The 26,239-nt window shown below is 44.7% G+C and carries 25 protein-coding genes; 20 read left to right on the top strand and 5 right to left on the bottom strand.

The genetic code is table 11. The annotated features are described in order from the left end of the window. Positions 1-51: 51 nt before the first annotated feature. The gene (gene hisS / locus IE164_RS07320) at positions 52-1,428 is read right to left on the bottom strand and encodes a histidine--tRNA ligase (protein ID WP_189629566.1); all 1,377 of its coding nucleotides are present in this window, start codon (positions 1,426-1,428) and stop codon (positions 52-54) included. Positions 1,429-1,680: 252 nt separating this feature from the next. On the opposite strand from hisS, the gene IE164_RS07325 reads away from it, so the two are divergent. Next, entirely contained in the window at positions 1,681-1,845 is a 165-nt protein-coding gene (locus IE164_RS07325; protein ID WP_189630072.1) for a hypothetical protein, read from the top strand. 38 nt (positions 1,846-1,883) lie between these two features. On the opposite strand, the gene IE164_RS07330 is transcribed toward IE164_RS07325, so the two are convergent. Continuing rightward, complete coding sequence (locus tag IE164_RS07330; protein ID WP_189629567.1) at positions 1,884-2,393, bottom strand: metallophosphoesterase family protein; 510 nt, start codon at positions 2,391-2,393, stop codon at positions 1,884-1,886. A 179-nt stretch (positions 2,394-2,572) separates the two neighbouring features. Between IE164_RS07330 and IE164_RS07335 the strand changes: the two genes are divergently transcribed. From IE164_RS07335 to IE164_RS07345, 3 genes are all read left to right on the top strand, one after another. After that, the gene (locus IE164_RS07335) at positions 2,573-3,982 is read left to right on the top strand and encodes an OmpA family protein (protein ID WP_189629568.1); all 1,410 of its coding nucleotides are present in this window, start codon (positions 2,573-2,575) and stop codon (positions 3,980-3,982) included. A gap of 165 nt (positions 3,983-4,147) precedes the next feature. Beyond that, positions 4,148-4,450, top strand: coding sequence for an ArsR/SmtB family transcription factor (locus tag IE164_RS07340; RefSeq protein WP_189629569.1), 303 nt, complete (start codon positions 4,148-4,150; stop codon positions 4,448-4,450). A gap of 53 nt (positions 4,451-4,503) precedes the next feature. Next, positions 4,504-5,868 (top strand): NAD-dependent succinate-semialdehyde dehydrogenase, encoded by a 1,365-nt coding sequence (locus IE164_RS07345; protein WP_189629570.1) that lies wholly within the window; start codon positions 4,504-4,506, stop codon positions 5,866-5,868. On the opposite strand, the gene IE164_RS07350 is transcribed toward IE164_RS07345, so the two are convergent. Continuing rightward, a complete protein-coding gene (locus tag IE164_RS07350; RefSeq protein WP_189629571.1) occupies positions 5,865-6,584 on the bottom strand; it encodes a YdcF family protein in 720 nt (239 codons plus the stop codon). The genes IE164_RS07345 and IE164_RS07350 overlap by 4 nt on opposite strands. Positions 6,585-6,775: 191 nt before the next feature. On the opposite strand from IE164_RS07350, the gene IE164_RS07355 reads away from it, so the two are divergent. The 7 genes from IE164_RS07355 to IE164_RS07385 all read left to right on the top strand — a co-directional run bounded on the left by IE164_RS07355 (position 6,776) and on the right by IE164_RS07385 (position 11,460). Beyond that, positions 6,776-7,288: a GFO_1088 family ECF-type sigma factor gene (locus tag IE164_RS07355; RefSeq protein WP_189629572.1), complete on the top strand. Its 513-nt coding sequence runs from the start codon at positions 6,776-6,778 to the stop codon at positions 7,286-7,288. Next, a complete protein-coding gene (locus IE164_RS07360) occupies positions 7,275-8,033 on the top strand; it encodes a HEAT repeat domain-containing protein (protein WP_189629573.1) in 759 nt (252 codons plus the stop codon). The genes IE164_RS07355 and IE164_RS07360 overlap by 14 nt, the downstream gene beginning before the upstream one ends. Positions 8,034-8,100: 67 nt before the next feature. Beyond that, positions 8,101-8,877 carry a DUF4097 family beta strand repeat-containing protein gene (locus IE164_RS07365; RefSeq protein ID WP_189629574.1) on the top strand — a complete coding sequence of 259 codons (777 nt, stop codon included), beginning with the start codon at positions 8,101-8,103 and terminating at the stop codon, positions 8,875-8,877. Between the two features lie 77 nt (positions 8,878-8,954). Then, a complete protein-coding gene (locus tag IE164_RS07370) occupies positions 8,955-9,692 on the top strand; it encodes a hypothetical protein (RefSeq protein WP_189629575.1) in 738 nt (245 codons plus the stop codon). Between the two features lie 2 nt (positions 9,693-9,694). Further along, positions 9,695-10,387: a DUF4097 family beta strand repeat-containing protein gene (locus IE164_RS07375; protein WP_189629576.1), complete on the top strand. Its 693-nt coding sequence runs from the start codon at positions 9,695-9,697 to the stop codon at positions 10,385-10,387. Positions 10,388-10,528: 141 nt separating this feature from the next. Next, positions 10,529-10,801 carry a hypothetical protein gene (locus tag IE164_RS07380; RefSeq protein ID WP_189629577.1) on the top strand — a complete coding sequence of 91 codons (273 nt, stop codon included), beginning with the start codon at positions 10,529-10,531 and terminating at the stop codon, positions 10,799-10,801. Positions 10,802-10,935: 134 nt separating this feature from the next. Further along, positions 10,936-11,460 carry a DinB family protein gene (locus tag IE164_RS07385; protein WP_189629578.1) on the top strand — a complete coding sequence of 175 codons (525 nt, stop codon included), beginning with the start codon at positions 10,936-10,938 and terminating at the stop codon, positions 11,458-11,460. 3 nt (positions 11,461-11,463) lie between these two features. Here IE164_RS07385 and mltB read toward each other — a convergent pair whose 3' ends face one another. Further along, positions 11,464-12,432: a lytic murein transglycosylase B gene (gene mltB, locus IE164_RS07390; protein ID WP_189629579.1), complete on the bottom strand. Its 969-nt coding sequence runs from the start codon at positions 12,430-12,432 to the stop codon at positions 11,464-11,466. A gap of 98 nt (positions 12,433-12,530) precedes the next feature. Here mltB and IE164_RS07395 point away from each other — a divergent pair, with 98 nt between their 5' ends. Beyond that, entirely contained in the window at positions 12,531-13,706 is a 1,176-nt protein-coding gene (locus tag IE164_RS07395) for an aminotransferase class V-fold PLP-dependent enzyme (protein WP_189629580.1), read from the top strand. 245 nt (positions 13,707-13,951) lie between these two features. Here the strand turns inward: IE164_RS07395 and IE164_RS07400 are convergent, their stop codons facing one another. After that, positions 13,952-14,527: a helix-turn-helix domain-containing protein gene (locus tag IE164_RS07400; protein WP_189629581.1), complete on the bottom strand. Its 576-nt coding sequence runs from the start codon at positions 14,525-14,527 to the stop codon at positions 13,952-13,954. 68 nt (positions 14,528-14,595) lie between these two features. Here IE164_RS07400 and IE164_RS07405 point away from each other — a divergent pair, with 68 nt between their 5' ends. The 8 genes from IE164_RS07405 (at position 14,596) to IE164_RS07440 (ending at position 26,235) form a co-directional block, all read left to right on the top strand. Next, positions 14,596-15,288: an HAD-IA family hydrolase gene (locus IE164_RS07405; protein ID WP_189629582.1), complete on the top strand. Its 693-nt coding sequence runs from the start codon at positions 14,596-14,598 to the stop codon at positions 15,286-15,288. Continuing rightward, positions 15,285-16,586, top strand: coding sequence for a DUF5690 family protein (locus IE164_RS07410; protein ID WP_189629583.1), 1,302 nt, complete (start codon positions 15,285-15,287; stop codon positions 16,584-16,586). The genes IE164_RS07405 and IE164_RS07410 overlap by 4 nt, the downstream gene beginning before the upstream one ends. A gap of 5 nt (positions 16,587-16,591) precedes the next feature. Then, a complete protein-coding gene (locus IE164_RS07415) occupies positions 16,592-17,701 on the top strand; it encodes a TIGR03364 family FAD-dependent oxidoreductase (RefSeq protein WP_189629584.1) in 1,110 nt (369 codons plus the stop codon). Positions 17,702-17,890: 189 nt separating this feature from the next. Next, positions 17,891-21,160: a SusC/RagA family TonB-linked outer membrane protein gene (locus tag IE164_RS07420; RefSeq protein WP_189629585.1), complete on the top strand. Its 3,270-nt coding sequence runs from the start codon at positions 17,891-17,893 to the stop codon at positions 21,158-21,160. Positions 21,161-21,181: 21 nt separating this feature from the next. Then, positions 21,182-22,732, top strand: coding sequence for a SusD/RagB family nutrient-binding outer membrane lipoprotein (locus IE164_RS07425; protein ID WP_189629586.1), 1,551 nt, complete (start codon positions 21,182-21,184; stop codon positions 22,730-22,732). 81 nt (positions 22,733-22,813) lie between these two features. Then, a complete protein-coding gene (locus IE164_RS07430; RefSeq protein ID WP_189629587.1) occupies positions 22,814-23,893 on the top strand; it encodes a sulfatase-like hydrolase/transferase in 1,080 nt (359 codons plus the stop codon). Between the two features lie 206 nt (positions 23,894-24,099). Next, positions 24,100-25,437, top strand: a complete 1,338-nt coding sequence (locus IE164_RS07435; RefSeq protein WP_189629588.1) for an alkaline phosphatase PhoX — start codon at positions 24,100-24,102, stop codon at positions 25,435-25,437. Between the two features lie 12 nt (positions 25,438-25,449). Next, positions 25,450-26,235: a phosphatidylinositol-specific phospholipase C/glycerophosphodiester phosphodiesterase family protein gene (locus tag IE164_RS07440; RefSeq protein ID WP_189629589.1), complete on the top strand. Its 786-nt coding sequence runs from the start codon at positions 25,450-25,452 to the stop codon at positions 26,233-26,235. Positions 26,236-26,239: the final 4 nt, after the last annotated feature.

Here is a 26,239-nt window from a genome sequence, read left to right on the forward strand (position 1 = left end):
GTAGCGCGTATTGGAAACTTATTCAAATTAGGTAAAACAAAACCGTATTTGCTAGTTCGTTTCCTCAAGCAGATGTTTAATCACATCTTCTATACTGAAGCTGTCTTGGTTACCGGTTTCCATATACTTAAGCGTGTATTGCAGGTTTTTCATTTCTTCAGAACCTACCAATAAGACATAGGGAATCCCTTTTTTATCCGCATAACCCAATTGCTTCTTAAGCTTGGCGGGTTCAGGGTATAGCTCTGCGCTAATTCCTGCCGCTCTTAGTTTAGATAGCAGATTAAGCGAATGCTTTTGTGCAGCATCATCGAACGACACGATCAAAAGCTTGCTGTACCTTGCTTTGGCTTGGGGGAAGAGATTGAGTTCTTCGAGAGTGTCGTAAATACGGTCGATTCCAAAAGAAATACCCACGCCTGAAATACCTTCTAGTCCAAAAACTCCTGTGAGGTTATCGTATCGTCCACCGGCCGTAATTGTTCCCATTTTAATAGTGGTAGGTTTCACTTCGTAGATCATGCCGGTATAGTAGGAGAGTCCTCTTGCCAGGGTAAAGTCCACAAGTACTTTGTCGGTCAGAAAGCCCAGTAAACTTAGGTTGTCCAGAGTTTCTCTGGTCTCGGCAATTCCCTTTTGGCCTATTTCAGATTCGTTGAGCAGGGAGAGCAGGGCATCCAGTTTCTCCACATTATTGCCGGAAAGTGCCAGAATTTGATCGAGTCGGTGAAGCGATTGCTTATTCAGACCAAGAAGGGCCAATTCATCAAACACCTTTTCCTTGCCTATCTTGTCTAGCTTGTCGAGAATCACACAAAACCGGCTAAACTCTTCTTTGGCTCCACACACTTCGGCAATTCCTTCCAGTATTTTACGGTTGCTTATAGAGATGCTATAGGCATCGAAAGCAAAGCATTTGTAAACCTCCTGCACCATAGCCAGCAACTCGGCCTCGCAAACCAACGAGTCGGTACCTACAATGTCTGCATCGCACTGAAAAAATTCTCGATACCTCCCTTTTTGAGGTTTGTCGGCTCGCCATACCGGCTGAATCTGGTAACGCTTGAACGGAAAGGTGATGTCGTTGCGGTTCATTACCACATAGCGGGCAAAAGGCACTGTAAGGTCATATTTGAGCCCTTTTTCGGAGATTTTAGGTACCAACGATTTAGTGCCTTCTTCGAAATCTGCCGGTTGAGTCTTGCTCAAAAAGTCTCCCGAATTGAGGATTCTAAAGAGCAATTGATCGCCTTCATCCCCATACTTACCGGTTAAAACACTCAGGTTTTCCATGGCCGGAGTTTCCAGAGGCATAAAACCGTATTTTTCAAATACCTTTTTAATGGTTTCGATAATAAAGTTTCGTTTGAACATTTGTTCCGGACCGAAATCTCTGGTGCCTTTGGGAAGGGATGGTTTCTTAGACATCTATTCAAATTTTTGCCAAAACTAGTAAAACCATGGCTCACTGAGTAGCTCTTCCTAACTTATAGGAAAAAAATGACAGTTTTTCTTCGTCAAAATATTCGCAAATGAATATTAAACCAGTATCTTTGCCCCTCATTTAGAAATAAGGTCTTAGTCATGGGAGTAACAAGATTAAAGAGAAAAGGCAGAAGAAATAAGCAAAAAGCGGCTCAAAGACAGAGCAGAATTAAATTTCTTACCAGCAAACCTGTGTTGAAAAACGTTGATAAAGAGGAGCTGAAGGCGTCTTTCAACGCTGAAGAGCCTAAGAAAGAAACTAAGGCCAAGGCAAAGAAAGAAGAGGCCCCTAAGGCTGAAAAAGCTGCTAAAGAAGAGAAGCCTGCTAAAGAAGAGAAAAAAGAAGAGTCTGCTGAATAAGCATCTTTTAAAAATATAACCTAATGAAAGCCCTGAAGTCAGGGCTTTTTTATTTCACTTCGTTTACCCAATTCAATAACTTCCAGGTTTTGTGCCCTTCCTTGGGCAATGTCGAAGCGCAACAGCGTTCGCACCTGATGAAAACCGTGCCTTCCTGCAGCGCCAGGGTTCATGTATAAAAGTTGGTTTTGCTTATCGGGCATTACTTTAAGTATATGGCTGTGGCCACAAATGAGCAGGTCAGGGGAGTGCTCGGCAATAAGTTCTTTCGCCCTTCTGGCATATTTGCCCGGAGTTCCACAGATATGAATCATTAGAATCTTTAAGCCTTCTAAAGAGGTTGCAATGTATTCCGGAAGCTCCCGCTGCATCTCGGGGCCGTCTATGTTTCCATAAACTGCTTGAGTGGGTTTGAAATTTTGCAAGGCCTCTAACACCCCGCCCTCACCAATGTCACCGGCATGCCATACTTCATCGCATGTCTCAAAATGATGAAAAACGCGATCATCGAGAAACCCGTGAGTATCGGAAATAAGGCCAATTTTCATGTTCCTAATTTGGGAATCATTTCTAGGATGAAGAAACTTTTCTGGCCTCGCTTTGATGCGGATTCAAAAAAAAATGCCATTTTATTTATCGTGTAGTCTCTTTTACTCAAAGACTGTTTATTGTCTGACAGTTTGGTGGTATTTTTGAGTCTGTAACACACAACAAAAACCTTAAATCGATGAAAAAACTTTTACTAACACTTACGGCAATTCTTTTTGCATTTACTGCTCATGCCCAAACCGCTGACGACAAGTGGTGGATTGACATTGACCTCATCAATAACAAGTTTGATTACCGCTACTATGAGAGCCTCTTCAATTTTGGAGACTTGGGTAGTGCCGGTTTTCGAGTAGGGGTAGATCGCTACCTCAACAATAGTTTAGATTTAGAGCTGGGAACCTCTTATGGTAAGTTGAGCCACGAAAATATTTTCGTGGGTAATGTATTCGATGTGGATGCCCGAATGGTTTATAAGTTGGCTAATGGGTATGTCCTCAAAGAAGAGTCTAAAGTAGCTCCGTTTGTTTTTCTAGGCTATGGACTCACTTCTTTCAGCAATATAGAAGGCATATACGAAGAGTTTGAAGATGGCTTGCTGAGTCATGTGCCGATTGGAGCCGGACTTGAGTTTAAGCTAACCGAAGGCGCTAGCATAGAAGTGGGCGCTGCCTATAAAAAGAGTGTTCAGCAGGCTCCTAACTACATGCAGTATTCACTGGGAGTATCCTTCTCCCTAAGCAGCAAAAAAGATTCGGATGGCGATGGCATTTATGATAAAGAAGATGCTTGTCCTACTCAGGCAGGACCTGCAGAAAACAAAGGATGTCCATGGCCCGATACGGATGGCGATGGCGTATTGGACAAAGACGATCAGTGTCCTACGGTAGCAGGAAAGCTCAATGGCTGCCCTGATGCGGATGGTGACGGTATAAAAGATAGTGAGGATGCGTGTCCTAATGTGGCCGGTATAGCGCGATTCAACGGATGTCCTGATACGGATGGAGATGGTATTCAGGATTCAGAAGACCAATGTCCAACCGTGGCCGGTACACTCAATGGCTGTCCTGATAGAGATGGTGATGGTGTGAAAGACAGCGATGATCAATGTCCGACAGTGGCTGGTACACTAAATGGTTGCCCCGACAGAGATGGTGATGGTGTAAAAGATAGTGATGACCGCTGCCCGGAAACTGCCGGACTTGCCAGCAATGGTGGTTGTCCTGAAGTGCAGGAAGAAGTGCAACAGGTATTAGACCTTGCGGTTAAGAGCATTCAGTTCAACTCCGGAAGTGATGTGTTACGATCTAGTTCCTATGCTTCGCTCAATCAAGTGGCTCAGCTGATGAAAGAAAACGACTTCGATATTAAGTTGAGTGGCTATACTGACAATACCGGCAATGCAGCTTCAAACCTTGAGCTGTCCAAAAGAAGAGCTAACGCTGTGAAGAACTACCTTGTAGAACAGGGTATTAGCCCAAGCAGAATTAGTGCCGATGGATATGGTATTGCTAACCCGGTGGCTGATAACAGCACCAGTGCCGGTAGAGCAGCCAACAGAAGAGTAGAGATAGAAATTATCTATAGATAGATCAGTTAATATCTAGTGAAAAGCCAGGCGAATCAACGTCTGGCTTTTTTTATTGAACCCGGTATACCTTTTCGGTGGGCAATGGCTCCAACTTGGGGTTAAAAATTACAGTTTTCGCTTTTTAATATGAACGTATGTTCATATATTTGAAGCAAACCTATCCAAATGGAAGAGCAACTGGACGTAGACAGGGTCGAGAAAATTGCTTTTGTGCTCAAAACAATTGCTCACCCGATGCGAATTGGCATCATCGACCTGCTCAATGAGCATGAGAAAATGTCGGTTAACGACATTACCGCTTACCTTGGACTGGAACAATCACTAACCTCCCACCATCTGGCTAACATGAAAATGAAGGGAATTCTCGGCAGCAAGCGAGAAGGTAAGAATATCTTCTATTTCTTGCGAATGAAGGAAGTACCCGACCTCATTAAAGTGTTAGAAGATGTAGATGTGATTGTGTTCTAGTAAATTCCCGGTTAAGCCGTAACAATTAAGCTTTAGTTTGACTTAATTAGAGTATGGCAATACAATCTGTTAATCCCACCAACAACCAGATCGAAGCCGAGTTTGAACCGCATTCATCGGCCTATGTGGAATCAGCTTTAGAAAGAACCGAGCAGGCCTTTAAATCATGGTCGGCAGAATCGTTTGCTTACCGTGGTAAGCTGTTTATTCAGCTAGCCTCTCAACTCAGATCCCAAAAAGAAGACCTGGCGCGTTTAATGACTTTAGAGATGGGTAAAACCATTAACGAAGGAATAGCGGAGATAGAAAAATGCGCCTGGGTATGTGAGTATTATGCAGAAAATGCGGAGCGATTCTTAAAAGATGAGCCTCTCACAACAGATTCAGGCAAAGCCTTTATTAGTTATGAACCCATAGGCTGCGTGTTGGCAGTTATGCCCTGGAATTTTCCTTTTTGGCAGGTGTTTCGCTATGCTGCGCCAACTCTTATGGCCGGTAATACGGGCATTCTTAAACATGCATCCAATGTTCCGCAGTGCGCCCTGGCTATTGAGCAACTCTTTATAGAAGCAGGCTTTCCCGTTGGGGTATTTCAAAATCTTTTGATCGAATCTTCCGGAGTAGAGGCGCTTATTGATGACAGAAGAATTGTGGCTGTTACACTAACAGGAAGTGAACCGGCCGGTGCTAAAGTTGCGGAGGCGGCCGGACGAAACATAAAAAGCTCCTTGCTTGAGCTAGGTGGAAGTGATCCGTTCATCGTATTGGCCGATGCCGATATTGATAAAACCTGTCGTATAGCAGCCAAGGCAAGAATGATTAATTGCGGCCAGAGCTGTATAGCAGCCAAGCGCTTCATTGTGGTGGAACGTGTCTATGAGGAGTTTATTCATAAGTTTACCGCCTTTATGAAAACCTATATTCCTGCCGATCCGCTTCAAAAATCAACCAATTGTGGGCCAATGGCCTCTCTATCGCTGGCCGAAGAGCTGCAACGACAAGTGAGTGAGTCGGTCAAGGCCGGTGCTCATATAGAATTGGGAGGGAAAATGGCGGGTAATCAAGGAGCTTTCTTCGAACCAACTATACTTACCGGGGTAAAGGAAGGTATGCCTGCATTCGAGGAGGAAATGTTTGGCCCGGTGGCTTCCGTAATCAAAGCCAAAGATACTGACCATGCAGTGGCAATTGCCAATAACTCCCGTTTTGGTTTGGGAGGCTCTGTTTGGACAGCAGACCCTAAAATGGGTCTTGAAGTAGCTCGCAAGGTACAAACCGGAGCCATGTTTGTGAACCAAATGGTAGCTTCAGATCCCCGGCTGCCTTTTGGAGGAATAAAGAAATCAGGATATGGTAGAGAGCTGTCTCATCTGGGTATCCGCGAGTTTGTAAACCAGAAAACCATTGTGCTGCCTTAGATATAGCCCATTACCCGGTACATACCCAATCCAACCCATTCTTTGAAAAGTGTTTCCCATTTGTCAATGGCTGAAGCGCGAGGTATTACAAGGTCATCAAAGTTAAGAGTGCTTCGGTCTGTTAAATACCCGGCCGGAAAAGTATCGAAATCGACACCCTGCCTTTTCAGGCAGAGCGATGCTCTTTTCATGTGAAAAGCAGATGTGATGAGTAGGTAGTTCTGACCCGGAAAATGGTTGTTTAATAATTCGGCCGATTTCACCGCGTTTTCGTGGGTGTTAATGGCATGTGGTTCAACCACAATAACTGAATCGGGTACACCAGCCATAGTTAGAAAAGATTTCAACCTATCGGCCGCTCTGCTATTGTCTACCTGTTCAAAGCCCAGCCCCCCACTTACCAGAATTTTCCCAATTTTTCCCTCGTTGTAAAGCTGAAGGGTGTGGGTGATCCGGTCTGCACCCATATTGAAGTAGATTCGGTCTCTTGGAGTTTTACTGCCTTTGGTAACTCCTGAAAACACCACAGCCACATCGTAGTAAGCCATTTCCTTCATGGGTACCGGCTCAGGTTCCCACCAAAGCATAACCCGGTTGGCAATATATTGATTAGAAAAAAAGGCCAATAGCCCAACAGAAAGCCAAAAACAGCGCTTCTTCCATCGGGAGTTTTTTAAGAAAACAGAAAGTATGAGCAAGCCGATAACCCAGGTCAATGGACCTATAAACAGAGACAGTATCTTTGATAGAATAAAAAACATATGGAATGCATAGCGAAAATAATGTCAATTATTTGATAAACCTTATCTTTTGAAAATCAATGAGATACAATGATCATTGACTCATTTTTTCAAGCATTTTTCAAAACAGTGTAATGCCTTTAGACAAGGCTCGTCTATACAATTGAATGGAGTTGCAGGAATTTAAAACCAAAGTTTTACCGCTAAAAGATCGGCTTTACAGAATAGCACTAGCAATGCTAAAGTCGGTCGAAGAGGCCGAAGATACGCTTCAGGATGTAATGGTAAGGCTTTGGGATAAAAGAGCACAACTAGGAGAGTATCGTAGTGTAGAAGCTCTAGCCGTGACGGTGTGCAAAAACCGATGCATTGATAAACTAAAGTCTAAAAAGCACAAGCATCATGAAGACGTGCAGACACTGGAAGTTGAATCGGGCTTATCCAATCCATACAGGAGTTTGGAGTTGGGAGAAAGCATGAAGCTAATGCTCAAAGCCTTCGATACGCTCCCTGACCAGCAAAGGCTGCTGGTGATACTGCGCGATGTTGAAGGCTATAGCTACGAAGAAATATCTATGCAAACCGGTCTACAGATAAATAACATAAGAGTGGGGCTTTCAAGAGCCCGCAAGGCAGCAAGAGAGGCCTATTTAAAAGAGACAGAATATGAACGCCAATAAAGAAATAGAGCAATTAATAGAAAAATATTTCAGTGGAGAGACTTCTCTGGAAGAAGAAAAGCAACTCCAGGTTTTCTTTCAAAGAGAAGATCTTCCCGCTGAACTGGAATCTTACCGACAGCAAATACTGATGGCTGCCGAGTTAAGGAAGGTGAGAACCGAGCTGAATGATGATGATCTGTTTGCCAAAATAGAGGAGGCAAGTGAGGCCAAAGAGCCTAAAGTGGTAGAGTTAAAAACCAGCTGGCAAACCTGGGGTTTGAGAGTGGCTGCTGCAATAGCACTTGTGCTGGTAGGCTTTTGGGTAGGAGAGCGCTTTTCTCAAAATACCGAGGTGTCTGAGATCAAAGAAGAGCTGGCACTGCTCAAGCAACAGTTATCAAGCAATTCGGCCAGTGGCAGGCTGCAGGCGGTTAGTCAAATAAAGCATGCTGAACGTCCCGATGAGGAAATGCTCATCACACTCTTTGCGGTGATGAAAAACGACCCAAACATGCATGTGCGCATTAAGGCTGTAGAGGCTCTGGCCAAAATGGGAAAACAACCCGGGTCCGTTCAGGCACTCACTGGAGCCTTGTTAGAAGAGAATGAGCCTGCCGCACAAATAGCCATTATTGAGGCTTTGGTGGCCTTGCAGGAGAAATCGGCCATAGAATCGCTCGAAAAACTAACCGAACAAGATCAGGTGCTCAAAGAAGTAAGAGACGAAGCCTACATAGGTATTTTCAAACTCAAAGACATGTAATTCAAAATAGTCAACAAGACAGTCCAAAGAACAAACTCAAATATCTGAAAACAATAAAACGATGAAAATGAATAAGTTAAACAGAATGGTAATGGCAGTATTGTTTACTGCTGCAACACTTACGGGACTCAACGCCCAGGAATTTAAGTTAGATGTATCCAATCCTTCAGGTAAGACCCTTATCCTCAAAGAATTGAACCGTGTTGCTGTAGAGGCTCACGATGGCAATCAGGTGCTTATGACAAGCGAAAATCATGGAGACCATCCGGAAAGAGCGCAAGGCTTAAAGCCATTGAGTGCCAGGGGAGAAGACAATACAGGCATAGGGCTCAATGTGACCACTTCAGGAAACGAAGTTACTGTATTCCAAGCCGCCAGAAGATCGCAAGGGAAATACGTAATTAAAGTGCCCAAAGGCATGAAGGTGCAGATAGAACATACAGGCCAGCATGAGGGTGGTAAAATTGAGGTTAGCGGACTTTCTACCGAACTTGAAATTTCCGGAAGATACAACTCTGTATACCTGAAAAACATAACCGGTCCTGCTTTGGTAAATACCATTTACGGTAAAATTGAAGCCGATTTTGCTTCGCTTAGCCAAAAAGGCCCCACTTCACTGGTTTCTGTGTATTCAACCGTAGATGTTACTCTACCTACCAATACCAAGGCCAATCTGCTGGTAAAAACTCCCTATGGAGAGGCTTACTCCGATCTGAACATTGAATTTCCTAAAACGGAAGAAATGCGCAAAATCAGCTCGGCAATTGAAGGAACACTCAATGGTGGAGGAGTAGAGCTGGAGTTAAAGGCTTCTTATGGCAACGTATACCTAAGAAAGAAATAAATGCAGTAACTGCCTGTCGCAAAAGATAATTGGTATCTCAGCGCCAGGCAGTTTTTTCATCAAAAACTCAAACTATCATGAAAACAATTGCAATAACACTTGCTCTTTTGTGCATCTCCGGAGGGCTTTTTGGTCAAAGTACTTTGGAGAAAACCTACGCACTCGGCCCCCAAGAAAAGTTGACACTCCAATTCGATTATCCTCAGCTTATTCAACTGAGAACATGGAATAAGCAGGAGGTGCTCATTAAAGCCAGGGTTTTTATTAATGGAGAAGAAGTAAGAGACGATTTCAAGCTCCTCGATTCCAGAAAATCAGGAGTACTTCTTATTGAGTCTCAGCTGGAGAATCTGGACAAGTACAAGAGTCAATACATTTTTATCGATGAGGATATCGAAGAATCGAAGAATGTAAGTATAAAACGGGGCGGTAAAACCCTGGTATTTGGTAATGGAAAAGGGAGTTACCACAATGGAACTCGTATTGATATAGAGCTTGAAGTATTCGTTCCCAAAGAAGGAGAGGTTGAGGTTGAAGCCCGGTATGGCCTGGTAGAAGTGGTAGAAATGCCCAAAATGCTAGAGATAGTAGCCACTTATGGTGGTGCTGACGTGAAGGTCGCAGAGCCCAATCTCAAGGAGCTTGAGGTGTCTACCTCCTGGGGACAAATATTTTCTAATCTTACCTCACCCATTCAGGTAACCGGTGGTGAGCGAATAGGTGAGCAAATGGTAGCCAGCTATTCAGCCAGCAAAGGAGCAGAATCGGTCAGGATAAAGTCGAAGTACGGTCACATTTACCTTAGAAATAATTAGCCATGAAAAAACTGCTCGCAATTATCTTCTGGGTAGTGGCTGTTCAGGGAATAGCTCAAACCGAGACTTTTGAAAAACAGGTGGACTATAATGGAAGGCACCTCATGGTAGATGCCGGTCTGGTAGATCGCATTAAAGTGGTTAACTGGGATAAAAAAGAGATTGGAATTCGGGTGCTTTATTCGATAAACGATGGGCAGCTAAATGACCTGATGAGTGTGTCCTTGCAAGAGTCAGGTGGGAATGTAAAGCTCAATGTTTCGTTCGATGATAAACAAATTAAGGCTAGGGGTTACTACAATTGTGACGATGAGAATGCTCTTACCTGGGACAATAAAGACAATGCTACCCGCGTGTGTATAGATGCACAGGTAGAAGTAAGTATTCCGGCCAATGCCGATATATCGGTAGAGTCCATTATTGGAGACTTGGAAATTAGTGGTGTTTATGGGCAGTTAATGGCAAAAACCATCACAGGAACCATAAACCTTACATGGCCTGAAAAAGAAGGAGCAGAGGTGGAGATTAAGACGGTGAATGGAGGAATCTACTCCAACAGAGAGTTTCAGACCAAGGTAGATAAGGGGCTTCCGCTAATTAGTTCTCACAAGATCAACGGGAAGTTGGGAAGTGGCGGAAAACGAATTCGATTGGAGACGGTTACCTCGGATATTTACTTCAGGGCGCAGCGGTAAATGTTAAATTGACTTAACAACTGTTAAAATTGAGGATGTTATGCAACATTTTTGGCTTTGCAGGCATCTATAGAGTATAAATACCAGGCAAAGAAGTAACCAAACTATTGCTTCCGAGTCTAACCACAAAGAACCTGCTAGATGTTTTATCAACCAACTTTTTACCCGACAACCATGAATGGCCAAGATAAGATCACCATTAGCGGTGTGGTTTTTCATGTCGAAAAAAACTGCTGCCCGCAACTAAATGCCTATTTAGATACACTCTGCAAACAAAGTCTTAAAGAACTAAAGGAAGAACTTGTGGCAGAATTGTTACTGGAAGAATTACGGGAAGAGGGCAAAGAAGTGATTACAAAGGTTGAGGTTGAACATCTAATTCAAAAAACGAAACACTTACAAATGCCTGATTAGTTTTTGGTTTGAGATATATTAGCATAAGAAGTGTTTTCTGTCCACAGAGCTCTGCACCAGCAGAGCTCTACTTTTTTAAAGCAAGAATTACCGCTATAACTTAAGGTTCAGGTTCTTTCTTTGTAAGAAAAGAAATGAAACGAACCATAATTATCACTTCTATTATGCTGCTCATGTCTGCCGGAGTTCAGGCTCAGCAGTTTAATTTTTCTCAACAACAAACCAAGGTGTGGGAGTTAGCCAAAGCCAGAACTCTGGCCGTGGCCAAAGCTATGCCGGAAGATAAGTATAGCTATACACCAACAACAGGAGTTAAGTCGTTTGGTCAACAAATGACACATATGGCCAATAGCCTGCTTTCTATGAATACCCGGTTTATTCTTATGAAAAGCTACTCAAGGGTAGAGCAAAATGCCGCTACTATGAGTAAACAGCAAATAATAGATGCCTTGACGGACGCTTTCGATGAAGTAATAACCACGCTTAATGGCATGACAGATAGTGAGCTGCTCACCCAGGGGAAATCACACGGAGCTTTTCCGCTTACCAAATGGCAATCATTTTTGTTTATGAGAGACCATATTACCAACCATAGAGCCAAAGCAGTACTCTATCTGAGACTCAATGGAATAACGCCTCCGGAATATGGGTTCAACTAATTGCTACCAGTCTTTCTTGCTTTTCATGGCTTCGGCCAGTTGGTAAACAGCCATGGCATACATGGGGCTTCTATTGTACCGCGTAATCACATAGAAGTTATAAAAACCATACCAGTGCTCTTTGTCACTTTCGTTGTCCAGAATAACTAAAGTGGCCGGAGTGCTGCCGGGTATATGGTTTGCTGCAGGTTTAATTCCCAGAGCCGTATAGTCAGAAAGTTTGTTTTTGGGTTTGATCACTTGTTTGTTCAGGTTCGTCACCTTGCGGGTAAAAGTGGCTTTGGTGGCCACTGGTTCACCTTGCTGCCATCGGTGTACCTTCAGGTAGTTGGCCACACTGGCAATAGCATCGGCAGGGTCAGAAATCAGGTCAGCACTGCCATCGTCTTTAAAGCTTTTGGCATAGGCCAGGTAGCTGCTGGGCATAAACTGAGAGAAGCCCATGGCCCCGGCATATGATCCTTTTATCGCCAGAGGATCCAGTTTTTCTTTAGAAGTTAGTTCCAGAAATTTGGCCAGTTCCGATTTAAAAAAGCTGGCTCTTCTTGGGTATCCAAAACCAAGCGTGTAGAGGGCGTCCAAGACACGGTAAGTGCCCATAATTCGTCCGAAGTAGGTTTCTACTCCAATAATACCCAAAATGATTTCTTCATTTACTCCCGTTTGTTCGCTTACGGTACGAACCTCCTTCTGGTATTTTTTCCAAAATTCTAAGCCGGCCTGAGTGCGTTCTTCCGTCACAAATATTTTACGATACCTTTCCCATGTCATTGTGCCCTCTGCCGGTCGGCTAATCTTATCAATAATCTCTTGTTGAAACTGAGCCTCATTCAGGATGGCCCTTATTTTGGTTTCATCAGCTCGGTGTTCTTTCACATACTCTTTTATGAATTCTTCAACTTCGGTAGTGTTTACCTGAGCATAGAGGCCGGCAAAACAGAATAGAAAAATGGTAGTCAGGGTGTAGCGCATACAGAACGATTTTGAACTAAAGATAGTGAAGAAGCATTCACTCAGAAATAGATTACTTTTTATTGGACGGATTACTTTTTAGATCACTAATTTCAACTATGCTTTCAAACAAAGATATTGCCAGACTCAGAGCCGAAACGGACGGTGTACAACATGTAATACACTTCAATAATGCCGGCAGTGCCTTACCTCCCAATGTGGTACGAGATACGGTTATTGACTATTGGAAACAGGAGTCTCTGCTTGGGGGCTACGAAATTCAGGCGCAAAGAGCGAATGAGTTAGATGAAACTTATTATTCGCTGGCCAGGCTCATTAATGCGCAGAAAGAAGAAATAGCCATTGTGGAAAATGCCACCTCTGCGTGGAATGCGGCCTTCCAGGCCATAGATTGGCAAGAGGGCGATGAAATAATTTGTAACCGGCCAGACTATGCCAGCAACTACCTGGCCTATTTACATCACCCCAAAAAACCAAAGGTTAAAGTAATTCCAACCACCGCTTCTGGCGATGAAGATCTGGAGGCCTTTGAGAAAATGATCAACTCCCGCACCAAACTGGTGTCCATTACCCATATTCCAACCAATTCAGGCCATGTGGCTCCGGCTGAGCAAATCGGATCAATCTGTCGCTCCCGAAACATTCTCTTTTTGCTAGATGCCTGCCAGTCGGTGGGTCAGTATCCAGTAGACGTGGAAAAAATAAAGTGCGATATGCTTTCTGCTACCGGCAGAAAATACCTGAGGGCTCCAAGAGGTACCGGTTTCTTATATGTGAGAAAAGAAATATTACCGCAGCTCACACCTTATGTGGTAGACCTTCATTCAGCCACCTGGACAGGAGAGCAAACGTATACCATTCGCACCGATGCGCGCAAATTCGAAAACTGGGAAGGGAACAGGGCCAACCAACTAGGGTTAAAGGCAGCAGCCGACTATGCCCATGCCATAGGACTTGAGGCTATATGGCACCGTATTCAGGCATTGGCCCTTGAAGTACGCAAAGGCTTTAGACAAATGCCTCACGTACATTGTCATGATGAAGGCAGCCTGCTGGCCGGAATAGTTTCATTTACAGTCTCAGGCCATAGTGCTGCCCAGGTTCAGCAATACCTTTTAAAAGAAGGGATAAATGTGAGCTGGAACGGAACCCCCAATACCTATCTGGACATGACCGCAAAGGGGCTTTCGGAAATAGTAAGGGTCTGTGTGCACTATTATAACACCGAAGAAGAAGTGAGCAAGCTGTTGGAGCTACTGCAAAAGTTGAAATAGAATTTTACTATTTGTAAATCATTAGTGTTGACAAATATTCAAGTCAATACGTTAATAAAATTTAATCTATTGAAGCCTTCTTTTTGTAAAGAAGGCTTTTCTATTGGTTGTAATAATCTGTTTTTCAGTATTTTATTTATTAACTCTAAGTAAAGAGAGTTACCCTTTCATTAAACAATTCCCCAAGGATTTTCTCGAAGAATTCTCTTAGTAATTTTACCTATATGAACTATTTGGCCACCCATTCAGTCGCCTGAGTTCATGAAGTAAGTCTTGAACAATATGGCGCTCTGGTCGCCTGGGTTTTTAAGAGAATGAGGAATCTGTCCATTAAAATAAAGTGTGTCTCCCTGCTTCAGATGAACTTCTTCATCGAGAAGGCCATAGATAATTTCGCCTTCGAGCATATATACCAGTTCGTACGAATCGTTGGCCAGTGGTTTTCGAAAAACTCCAGGTTGTACTGTTACCGTAACCACTTTGACCGGATGGTTGTGAATAATCTGAGACATCAACTTTTCATAGGTCAGCCCTTTAGAGTCGTAGCGAAGTTCAATTTCTCCTTCACCCTTGCGAATAATGGTATATGAACTTTCAGGCTCATTATCTACCGGTTTCACCAGTTCGGAGAGAGGTTCTTCCAGAGCTTCCGAAATTTTATACAAAACAGGCAGGGAAGGCATGGTTCGAAAGTTTTCAATTTTTGAAAGCAATCCGGCCGTTATGCCGCTCTTTCTGGCCACCTCGGCAAGGCTCAGCCCTTTTTCCTTTCGTACGTTCCGAAGCTTTTTGCCAATGGCGCTCAATATATCCGATTTCATACAATACCCTTTTGGAATTTTTAAATGTAAGCAAAGGCATGAATTACATGCCCAAACCAGTGTAAAGAATGATTAAAGAAAATATAAAGATGGCGGTCTTCGATATGGCCGGTACTACCATAGACGAACAGAAAACAGTGTACCGCAGTGTGGGTGAGGCATTGGCTGAATTTGGTTTTGAGTACTCGTTGGAAACCATTGTGCATAAAATTGGAGGCATGAATAAGCGAGAGGGTATTGCCCTGCTCATGAGAGAGAGTGGAGAGGCCATTACCGAAGAAGCTGTAGAGGTAGTTTTCAGGCTCTTTAAAAAGAATGTAGAGGCGGCCTATGAGAGTGCTCGTGGGTTAAAGGAGATGAAGGGAGCCTCCGCTTTGTTTTCTTACCTAAAATCTAACCACATAAAGGTAGTACTCGACACGGGCTACCACCGGTCTACGGCCGACTTACTCATTGATAAAATGGGATGGGAAGATCAAGACCTTATAGATTTTTCGGTGACTTCAGATGAGGTCGAAGAAGGGCGTCCGCAACCCCACATGATTCGTTTGGCAATGGAGGCTTTGGGAGTTGAAAACCCGCAAACCATTATGAAAGTGGGCGATACCCAGTCCGATATTGACGAAGGAAGGAATGCAGGTTGTGGGATTATCGTAGGCATTAGTTCCGACCAGTACACCCGCGAGCAACTACTCAGTATGGGAGCTACTCATGCCATCGACCAGTTGAGCGAAATCATCCAAATACTCGAGGCCCAATGAGTCCACTGAAAGCATACCTTCTAAAGTCGGACCACCGTGTGGTAGCATTGGTGGGAGCAGTAGCTGCCTTTGGTACATACTCATGCATGTATGCTTTCAGAAAACCATTCACTGCAGCTACCTATGCCGATATGGAGTGGCTAGGTATTGACTATAAAATATGGCTTATTTTTGCCCAGACTATTGGTTATACACTCTCTAAGTTCTATGGTATTCGTTTTATCGCTGAACGTGGAGACAAAGGCAGAGCCAGACAAATTCTATGGCTCATAGCTCTTAGTTGGCTGGCTTTACTGCTTTTTCCTTTGGTTCCGAAGCCGGCCAATATGATCTTACTCCTTGTCAATGGCTTTCCGTTAGGCATGGTCTGGGGGCTGGTGTTCAGTTATCTGGAGGGTAGAAGAGCTACTGAGCTTATGGGGGCCTTTCTTGGGGTTAGCTTTATTTTTTCATCGGGATTAGTAAAGACTGTTGGTGCCCATTTGATGGTCGACTATAGTGTTTCAGCCTGGTGGATGCCCTTTTTTACCGGGCTTGTTTTTGTGGTTCCGCTTCTTGCATTTGTCTGGCTGCTTGACCAGATACCTCCACCAAACCCGGAAGACGTGCGCCTGAGAAACAAGCGTGAATCAATGGCCAGGCCCGAAAGAAGAAGCTTCTTCTGGCAATATGTCAGCGGCATTTTATTACTGGTAGTGGCCTATGTTTTTTTAACCCTCTTGCGCGATGTGCGCGACAATTTTGTGGCTAATATTTGGGTGGAACAAGGCTATGGGGAGCAGCCCGGAATATTCACTCAAACCGAAGTGCCCGTAGCACTGGGTGTATTGCTCATCATTGGGTTACTGGTACTGGTCAAGAATAATCTTCGGGCATTCATGCTCAATCATTGGCTCATAGGAATAGGCTTTGCCATTATTTGCTTAAGCACCTATGCCTTTTCTGCGCAGCGGTTAGAAGCTTTGCCCTGGATGATGCTTGTAGGTTTTGGGTTGTATCTGGCCTATGTCCCCTTCAACTGCGTCATTTTCGATCGGTTCATGTCCACCTTTAAGCATAAAGGCAATGCCGGTTTTCTGATGTACGTAGCCGATAGCTTTGGCTACCTGGGGAGTATGGGCTTTTTGTTTTACAAAGAACTGGCAGGTTTTGGAGAAATGTCGTGGACACTGTTTTTCCAGCAATCCCTTCTGGTAATCTCAGTTTTTGGATTGGCTGTGACCACAGCCGCGGCCATATATTTTAAAAGAAAGTATCACGGTCAGGTGTTGCAAAGCGCGCAGTTGGCATTGAATTGAAATAAATGAAAAAGAGAGCAATTGTAATAGGAGCCGGCATAGTTGGTTTGGCAACGGCCAGAAAACTGGCACAGAAAGGGTATGCCGTTGAGGTGCTGGAAAGAGGAGAAAGAGCACAAGGTGCCTCTATTCGCAATTTTGGAATGATATGGCCTATTGGCCAACCCAAAGGAAAACTGTACGAGCGTGCATTGCGCTCTCGCAGCATATGGAAGGAATTGGCCGAGAAGGCCGGAATTTGGTATGGAGAAGTAGGAAGCTTGCACCTGGCCCATCGGCAAGAAGAACAGGCTGTACTCGAAGAGTTTGTAGATCAAAACCCTCAGTACACCTTGTTAAGTCCATCGGCTGTCCGTTCCGAGGCAGTTGTCAAAGAAGGGTTAAGAGTGGCACTTTGGAGTAATGAGGAGCTAATTGTAGACCCAAGAGAAGCCATAGCCCGGTTGCCCCATTACCTCAATGAACAGCTTGGTGTGAAGTTCCGGTGGAACACTACAGCCGTGGAAGTGAGCCATCCCTATGTGAAAACTGCTAAAGGAGATAAGCTTGAGGCTGATGTGATTGTAGTATGTAACGGAGCCGATTTTGAAACACTATATCCGGAGCGCTTTGCAGAACTGGCCATTACAAAGTGCAAGCTTCAAATGATGCGCCTGAGGGCACAACCCGATAACTGGTCCATTGGCCCTGCCTTATGTGGTGGACTGACCCTCGTTCACTACGAAGCCTTTAAGGGGGTAGCTTCGCATGCAGCACTTAAAGCCTACTTTCAGCAGCATCATTCCGAATACCTCAAATGGGGACTCAATGTAATGGTCTCTCAGAATGGTCATGGAGAGCTTACTGTTGGCGATTCGCACGAATATGGCCGGCAATTGAGCCCTTTTAATCAGGAATTTATAGATCAGATGATTTTGGACTATCTGGCCTCTTTTGCTCAGTTCAAAGATTGGTCAATAGGCTCACGGTGGATGGGGATTTACCCTAAAATGACTAACGGAGCCACCGAAATAGTAGAGAGCCCTGAACCAGGGGTGAGCATAATCAACGGTCTTGGTGGAGCCGGCATGACCCTGTCGTTCGGTTTAACTGAGGAAGTATTGGAAAACTTGTAATGATGAGACGAAAAAAAACTCAGCTGCCTATGAATAGAAACTTCTACTGATATAAAACAAAGAAGTGCCCCTGCAGGCACTCCATTTTTCGCATTCCGAGTCTGAATCTTCTTGGCGGAAACCTCAGACTTCGGCTAACAAAAATTTACTAAAGCAACCAAAAGACAACTTTAATAAACGTTCAAATTTATGAAAAAAAGTGCTAACAGGCCTTTGCCCGCTGGGCCTTGGCTTACTCTTCTGGCAGTGGCAATAGGGCTCTTTATTCGCCCAACTGCACAGGCCAATATAGCTTTTCCACAATCGGGAGGAGCAGAAAAAACCATCACAGGAACCGTAACCGATGAAGCAACCAATCAGCCGTTTCCATTTGTAACAGTTTCAGTAAAAGGTTCTACTGTAGGAATGGTTACCGATGCCAATGGTAAGTACTCGCTTCGAGTACCGGCCGATGCTAAAACACTCGTGTTTTCATTTGTAGGCTACGTGCCGGTAGAAGAAACTATTGGTACCCGCACAGTAATTAATGTATCGCTCAAAGAACAGGTAACCTCACTGCAAGAAGTGGTTGTTACGGCTCTTGGGGTAGAACGCGAATCCAAAGCCCTGGGCTACTCTGTTCAGGAAATCCAGGGCGATGAAATGACGGAGGCTCGGGAAACCAATATGGTCAATGCCTTGAGTGGAAAAGTAGCCGGAGTACAGGTTACCGGTTCAGGTACTTCCATTGGAGGTTCTGCCAGGGTAATTATTCGTGGAGAATCTTCTCTTAACATCAATGCCAACCAACCGTTGTTTGTGGTCGATGGAGTACCTATAAGCAACAATGTGAGCGGCTCTTCCGGAAGCGGCAATCTGGAGGTAGATTATGGCAACTCAGCCGGAGAAATTAACCCGGACGATATTGCCTCAGTTTCCGTATTAAAAGGACCGGCAGCCGCAGCTCTTTATGGATCCAGAGCAGCCAACGGAGCCATACTCATCACCACTAAATCGGGTAAAGGCCGCAGAGGCCTTGGGGTTACTCTCAATTCCAATGTAAGCTTTGAAAATCCATTGCGCCTGCCGGAGTGGCAAGATGTATACGGCCAGGGAAACAACGGGCAGTTTGCTTTTGTAGACGGGTCTGGCTCAGGAATAGCCGATGGTGTAGATGAAAGTTGGGGTCCCAGAATGGACGGGCGACTAATTCCTCAGTTTGATTCGCCCAGAAATGTGGATGGTTACAGGGGAGGAGATTTGAATGCCCCGGCCGGAAGCTCAATTATTCCAACCCCTTGGGTGAGTAATCCGGACAATGTGAGCGACTTTTTTGAAACAGGAGTCACCCTATCCAACAACATAAGCGTTACTTCGGCCAGCGAGTTTGGCAATGTGCGATTCTCTTACACCAATCTGGACCAAAAGGGAATGGTACCCAATACGGATTTGCGAAGAAACACTGTTTCTTTAAAAACCGACCTTAACCTGACCGAGAAACTCAAGTTTAATGCCTCTGTAAACTATGTAAATTCACAAAGTGACAATCGCCCAGCCATAAGCTATGGTACCGAAAGCTTAATGTATCTGTGGATTTGGTACGGTAGACAAATCAATACCAAAAACCTTCGCAACTACTGGATGCCGGGGTTGGAAGGTCAGCAGCAGTTTAATTACAACTACAACTACCACGATAACCCTTACTTTACTACCTACGAGAACACCAACGGTCAGAATAAAAACCGAATGTTTGGTACAGTATCGGCAAGCTATCAGTTTACCGATGAGCTCAGTCTAATGTTCCGCACCGGAATAGACTTCTACAACGAACTGCGAGATAGAAGAAGGGCCTTCAGCACCCAGCGCTTTCCAAAGGGTATGTACCGAGAAGACAAGCTGTTCTTCTATGAGCAAAACACCGATTTCCTATTGACTTACAGCAAAGAGTTGAATCCGGATTTTGAATTTACCGTGTCAGTTGGAGGTAACCAGATGAGACAAACCAATAACTACAATGAAACGGTTGCTCCTCAGCTGTTAATTCCGGGTATCTACAACTTCTCCAACTCGGCCGTAAACCTTCAGGTAGAACAATATGATCAGGAAAAGAAAATCAATTCAATATATGGCTACGGACAGTTTGCCTATAAAAACATGATTTTCCTGGATGTTACAGGTCGAAACGACTGGTCTTCTACCTTGCCGGTAAACAACAATAGCTATTTCTACCCTTCAGCCACTCTTAGTGCAGCTCTCAGCGATATTTTCTTGTTGCCAAGCTTTATCTCTTTTGCTAAAGTGCGGCTTGCATATGCCGAGGTGGGGAACGATACCAACCCATATAGCCTTTCCAATGTTTATAACTCCAGCACACCATGGGGTGGTACCCAAGCCAAGTCAGAGTCTTCTACACTGGCCAACAGTGAGTTGAAGCCCGAAAGGACCAATTCGTATGAGCTTGGAGCCGATCTGAGGCTATTTGCCGGCCGATTGGGCGTGGACTTTACCTACTACGACAATCGCACCAAAGATCAGATTATTCCCATTACACTCGACATTGCCACAGGCTATAGCAGCCGCATTATTAATGCCGGTGAAATTCAGAATAGCGGAATTGAGCTAATGGTTTACGGTACACCACTGGAAAATGCCAGCGGATTGAAGTGGGATGCCTCCGTGAACTTTACCCGCAATAGGTCTAAGGTAATTGAGCTCGATGAAAGTGTGGATGCTTACACGCTAACAGCGAGAAATGGAGCCTACATACAGGCTAGAGAAGGAGAGCGAATGGGCGACATTTACGGAGTTGGCTTTGCCAGAGTAGAAGACAAAAACAGTCCGTACTATGGCCAGATTATACATTCAGCCGAAGGAACTCCTTTGAGAGGCTCAGAATTGGTGAAACAAGGCAACTATAACCCGGATTGGATGATGGGCATTCAAAACAGTCTGTCTTATAAAAATCTTTCCCTGGGCTTTTTGTTCGACATACGCTATGGCGGCATTGTGGTATCGCGTACCAAAACGATTGGTAGCACATCCGGTCAGTTAAAAGAAACTCTTTACGGACGCGAAAACGGATATGACCTAACCGAAGAAGGTAATGGCATAGTCTCCCCCGGAGTTATTCAGAATGAAGACGGCTCATATTCTCCCAACACGGTGAAGATCAGTTCCAGAAACTGGCACAATCGCTACTATGAGAGAAACAACGTGGAGGCTGCCAAATACGATGCCTCTTACGTAAAACTGAGAGAGGTGAGGGTGAGTTACAACCTGCCTGTTAGCTGGTTCCAAAACAGCTTCATTCAGTCTGTTAGAGCTTCTGTGGTGGGCAGAAATCTGGCCCTTTGGACAGAAAACCCTCACTTCGACCCGGATGTTATGGCCATGAGTGGAGGAACCCTGCAGCCGGGTATCGAAAACATGGCTTATCCATCAGCCAGAAGCATAGGCTTCAACCTTAATATCAAATTTTAAGACCTTTTAAAAACTACTGAAATGAAAAGTTTCAATAAACTATTTGTAGTAGCGGTCCTAGCCGTATGTTTTGGCCTGGCGGCTTGTGACGATGGCTTCGAAGAGCTCAACATGAATCCCAACAGTCCGGAAGAAGTACCGGCTTCGTTGCTGCTCCCTACGGTGCTGAGAAACGGAATAAACGAGAGTGCTGGTCTGGCCTGGGGCCTTGGCAACGTAGTAATGCAATATTCTGCCAAAATACAGTTTACCAATGAAGACCGGTACAACTGGGGTCCGGAGTCTTCGCCCTATAACTCGTACTACAACATTATGCGCGATGTTGAAAACATTAAGAAAATAGCCACAGAGTCGGGCAACAACAACTTTCTGGGAGTGGCAATGGTATACCAGGCCTGGTTATTTTCTGTACTAACCGATGCTTACGGAGATGTGCCCTATTCTGAAGCTACTATGGCCAAAGAAGGGGTGAACCTACCAAAGTTCGATGCTCAGCAAGAGATCTACCAAGGGATAATTGCTCAGCTCAATGAGGCAAATGACATACTCGATGTGAATGGACCGGGTATTGAAGGCGATATACTGTTCAATGGTGATATACTGCGCTGGAAGAAGTTTGCCAACTCTCTATTGCTCAGAATACACCTCCGCTTGTCTGATCGTATAGATCCAAGTGCGGCCATGCAGGCCATTGTGGGCAACCCGGCCGATCACCCGATAATGGAGAGCAATGCAGACAATGTAGCTCTGCAATACCTGGCCGATTTACCCAACCAGCAGCCTTTGTATACCACCCGTTCGGGCTCTTTCGATGAATACCGTTTGAGTGAAAAAATGGAGAATACACTCAAGTCGCTCAACGATACCAGGCTTTTTGCCTATGCTCAGCCAACTACCGACTCTGGAGCCGGGCTGGTTGGCGACTGGGATGACTACCAGGGAGTGCCTAATGGACTGGCCGATGAGGAGGCTCTTCAGTATTCGCCAAGTGGCGATCCTGCCAAGGGAGGTTCTAACTTCATCTCCAGACTGGGGCTTATGTTCTCTTGCTCGGCTTGCAATTCATTGGCCTCGCCAATTGCCAGACAAGCCATGATAATGAGCTACTCCGAGCTTCAGTTTATATTGGCCGAGGCTAGAGAAAGAGGGTTTATTACTACAGGTACAGCAGCAGATTATTACCGAAACGGTATTCAAGCTTCATTCGATTATTACGATGAACGCCTGGAAGTGGGAGGCTACCATGCCATAAAAGATGCTGTAGAAGCCGATGCTCTTTATTACGCTCAACCGGAGGTGGCTTATGTGGGTACTCCTGCTCAGCGATTAGAGAAAATTGCTATGCAAAAGTGGATCGCCAACTTTTTCAGTGGTTTAGAGGCTTGGTTCGATTGGAGAAGAACCGGTGTGCCACAGATAACTCCCGGACCGGGAGCTGTGCAGGCCACCGTTCCGGTAAGGTTCATGTATCCTTCAGGTGTTCAGGCACTCAACAAAGAAAACTATAATGCCGCTATACAAAGACAGGGGCCGGACAACCTAACCACGCGGGTTTGGTGGGATGTTCAGTAATCATAGTTGTTAGTTAATTTTTAGATTTAGGGTTATGGTCATAGTAAGGGTGGCCATAACCTCTTATTAAAAAAAGAAGAAATGAAAAAAACTATAATAGCCCTGGCCTTGTGCCTTGTAACACTAAGTGCCTGTGGCCAATATAAAACCGAAAATGTATTCATTATTACGCTCGATGGGCTTCGTTGGCAGGAACTCTATACCGGTGCCGATGAACAACTCATAGGCAACAAAACCTATGTGGGCAACGCAGAAGAACTGAGGGAGCTTTTTTGGAGAGAAAATCCTGCTGAAAGAAGAGAGGTACTGATGCCCTTTTTCTGGAACACCTTGGCCAAAGAAGGTCAGCTGTTAGGAAACAGAGAGTTGGGGAGCTTGGTCAATTGCACCAACAATATGTGGTTTTCCTACCCGGGGTATAACGAGATTTTGACAGGTAAAGCAGATGATGAGAGAATCAACTCCAACGCAAAAATTCAGAATCCTAACGAAACCATATTGGAGTTTGCTCACAAGCAAAAAGGTTTTGAAGGCAAAGTGGCAGCTTTTGGTTCCTGGGATGTCTTTCCATACATTATCAACGAAGAAAGGAGCGGAGTTCCCGTAAATGCCGGGTTCGAAAAATCTACTGATGAGCCGCTTTCTGAAAAGGAGCAATTTCTTAATAAGCTTCAGGACGAAATTCCAAGCCCCTGGGGAGGAGTGAGGCTTGATGCTTTTACGCACCATTTTGCCATGGAATATGTAAAAAAACACTCGCCAAAGCTCGTATATATTGCCTATGGCGAAACTGACGATTTTGCTCACGATGGGGAGTATGATCACTACCTGAAGTCGGCCAGGCAAACCGATCAGTTTATCAAAGAAATTTGGGAGTACATTCAGTCTACCCCTCAATACAAGGATAAAACCACTTTGATCATTACTACAGATCATGGCAGAGGAACAGAGCCTTTGGATACCTGGAGAAGCCACGGAACTGACATAAAAGGAGCAGATCAAATCTGGATGGCTGCTATTGGCCCCGATACTCCGGCCTTGGGAGAGGTAAAAACAGGTCAATACTATCAAAATCAGGTGGCAGCTACCGTAGCTAAACTGTTGGGACTCAACTACCAACTCAAAGGAGCCGGAAAGGCCGTTGAAGCCTTCGTAAAATAGATTTAACAAAGGGTTCATGCCCTGAGCCCCACATCAACAGCTATTTAAAGTAGATTAGGTTTATTTTCAATTAGTAATGGTGATGAGGCTGTTTCGAACGTTTATACGGTCATTCTAAATAGATACAAAGCCCCGAATGGCTTTCCATGAGTTTAGGATGATGGAAACAAGTTTTAGAAACAGCCTCTCACACTTTCAATCAAGACATGACCGCCAACAGCAGACGAAAGTTCATCAAACAATCAGCCGTTGTGAGCCTTGGCTTTATAGCCCTCTCGCGATGTGCCGGCAAAGCGATATCCAATAGTAAAGTGCAACTTATCAGTGATCCTAAAGGCTACCTGGATTTACCCGAGGGCTTTTCTTATAAGATTATATCCAAATGGGGAGACCCCATGGACGATGGCCTGAAAGTGCCTGCCCGACCCGATGGAATGGGAACTTTTGAAGCGGCAGACGGCAAAGTACTAATAGTCAGGAATCATGAGAATAGCCCGGGCCGAAAGGAAGAAGGTGCTTTTGGCAATGAAAATGAAAACCTGAAGTCTTTTGGGACAGAAAACCTGTTCGATGCGGGTAATTCGGAATACCCGGGTTTAGGAGGAACCACCACTTTGGTTTACAATGAAGAAACCGGAGAGGTTGAGAAACAATACCTGAGTCTGGCAGGAACCTACCGTAACTGTGCCGGTGGAATTACCCCCTGGGGTAGTTGGCTCACTTGTGAAGAAGACGTAACCAGGCCTGAAGGCCCGGTAGAGCAATATCATGGATATGTATTTGAGGTGCCGGCTTCTGAAAACATTCTGGTGGCCGAACCCAAGCCAATTAAGGCAATGGGGCGCTTCAACCATGAAGCTGTGGCGGTAGATCCGGAAACACATTATGTGTACCAGACCGAAGATACTCATGATGGACTGATCTACCGGTTTATACCAAACAACAAAAACGACTTGCATAGCGGAGGTATCTTACAAGCCCTTGCCATAAAGGATAAACCAGGTTTCGATACCCGAAACTGGGAAGAGATCACCATTCAACCCAATGAAAAGTTAGAAGTAGAGTGGATCGACCTTGACAATGTAGATTCTGAAGAAGATGATTTAAGATACAGAGGTTTCGACAAAGGAGCGGCTCGTTTCGCCAGAGGTGAGGGAATGTGGTATGGCAATAAGGAAGTGTACTTTGCCTGCACCAATGGTGGCCCGAAAAAGTTTGGTCAGGTGTTCAGATACTCACCGGAAGACCAAACGCTGGAGCTATTTGCAGAGTCTGCCGATAAAACCATACTCCATATGTGCGACAACTTGTGCATTGCGCCCTGGGGCGATGTGGTACTTACTGAAGACAATGGAGAGTTGAACCATGTACGCGGTATCAATCAAAAAGGAGAGTTGTACGATATAGCCTGCAATAGGAGTTCCAAGTCGGAATTTGCCGGGGTTACTTTCTCACCTTCAGGAAAAACCCTTTTTGTGAATATTCAGGAAAACGGAGATACCCTGGCCATTACCGGCCCTTGGGAGCATATTGCCAAACCTTAATATGGGCTGAGTATGTTGCGAACCTTAATACTCGTGTGTGTGCTTTTTTCAGGGCTATGTGCTCATGCACAAAAGCCCCTGCCAAAATCTCATGCCCACAATGATTACAACCATGAAAGACCACTCTTAGATGCCTATTCCTTCGGGTTTACTTCAATTGAAGCAGATGTGTTTGAGGTAAATGGTGAACTGTTTGTGGCGCATGATTATGAAGATATCTCGGTAGAAAGGACACTCGAAGCACTTTATTTTCAACCCTTGGATAGTATAGTGAGGGTTAACCATGGCAGTGTCTATGCGAATAGCGACTTGCCTTTTTACTTAATGGTAGACTTTAAGAGCGATGCTCACACCACGTATATGGCTTTGGCTGAGTTGCAGAAAAAGTATGCACACCTATTTACTAAACTCACTAAAACTGGAGTGGAGAAAGAAGGGCCTGTTACACTCTTTATTTCTGGCAACCGACCGCTTGGGTTGGTGAATGACAACCCCGGTTTAGCCGCACTGGATGGCCGGCCGGACGACTTAGGTAAGGGTATTGGTAGCCACATTATGCCGGTAATTAGTGTGAGCTTTAGAGCCTACTCTCAATGGAATGGTGAAGGAAAACTGCCGAAGGCAGATCGAAAGAAAATCAGCAAACTGATAAAAGAAGCCCATGCTGAGGGGAAGAAGTTTCGTTTCTGGGCAATTCCGGATAACCGGAATAGTTGGCAGCAAATGAAAAAGTTGGGTGTAGACTTTATCAATACCGATAAGCTGGAAGAGTTCTACAGATATGGCACCGGGGCATAGAAGC

The organism is Roseivirga thermotolerans, from assembly GCF_014653175.1.
Taxonomy (GTDB): Bacteria; Bacteroidota; Bacteroidia; order Cytophagales; family Cyclobacteriaceae; genus Roseivirga; species Roseivirga thermotolerans.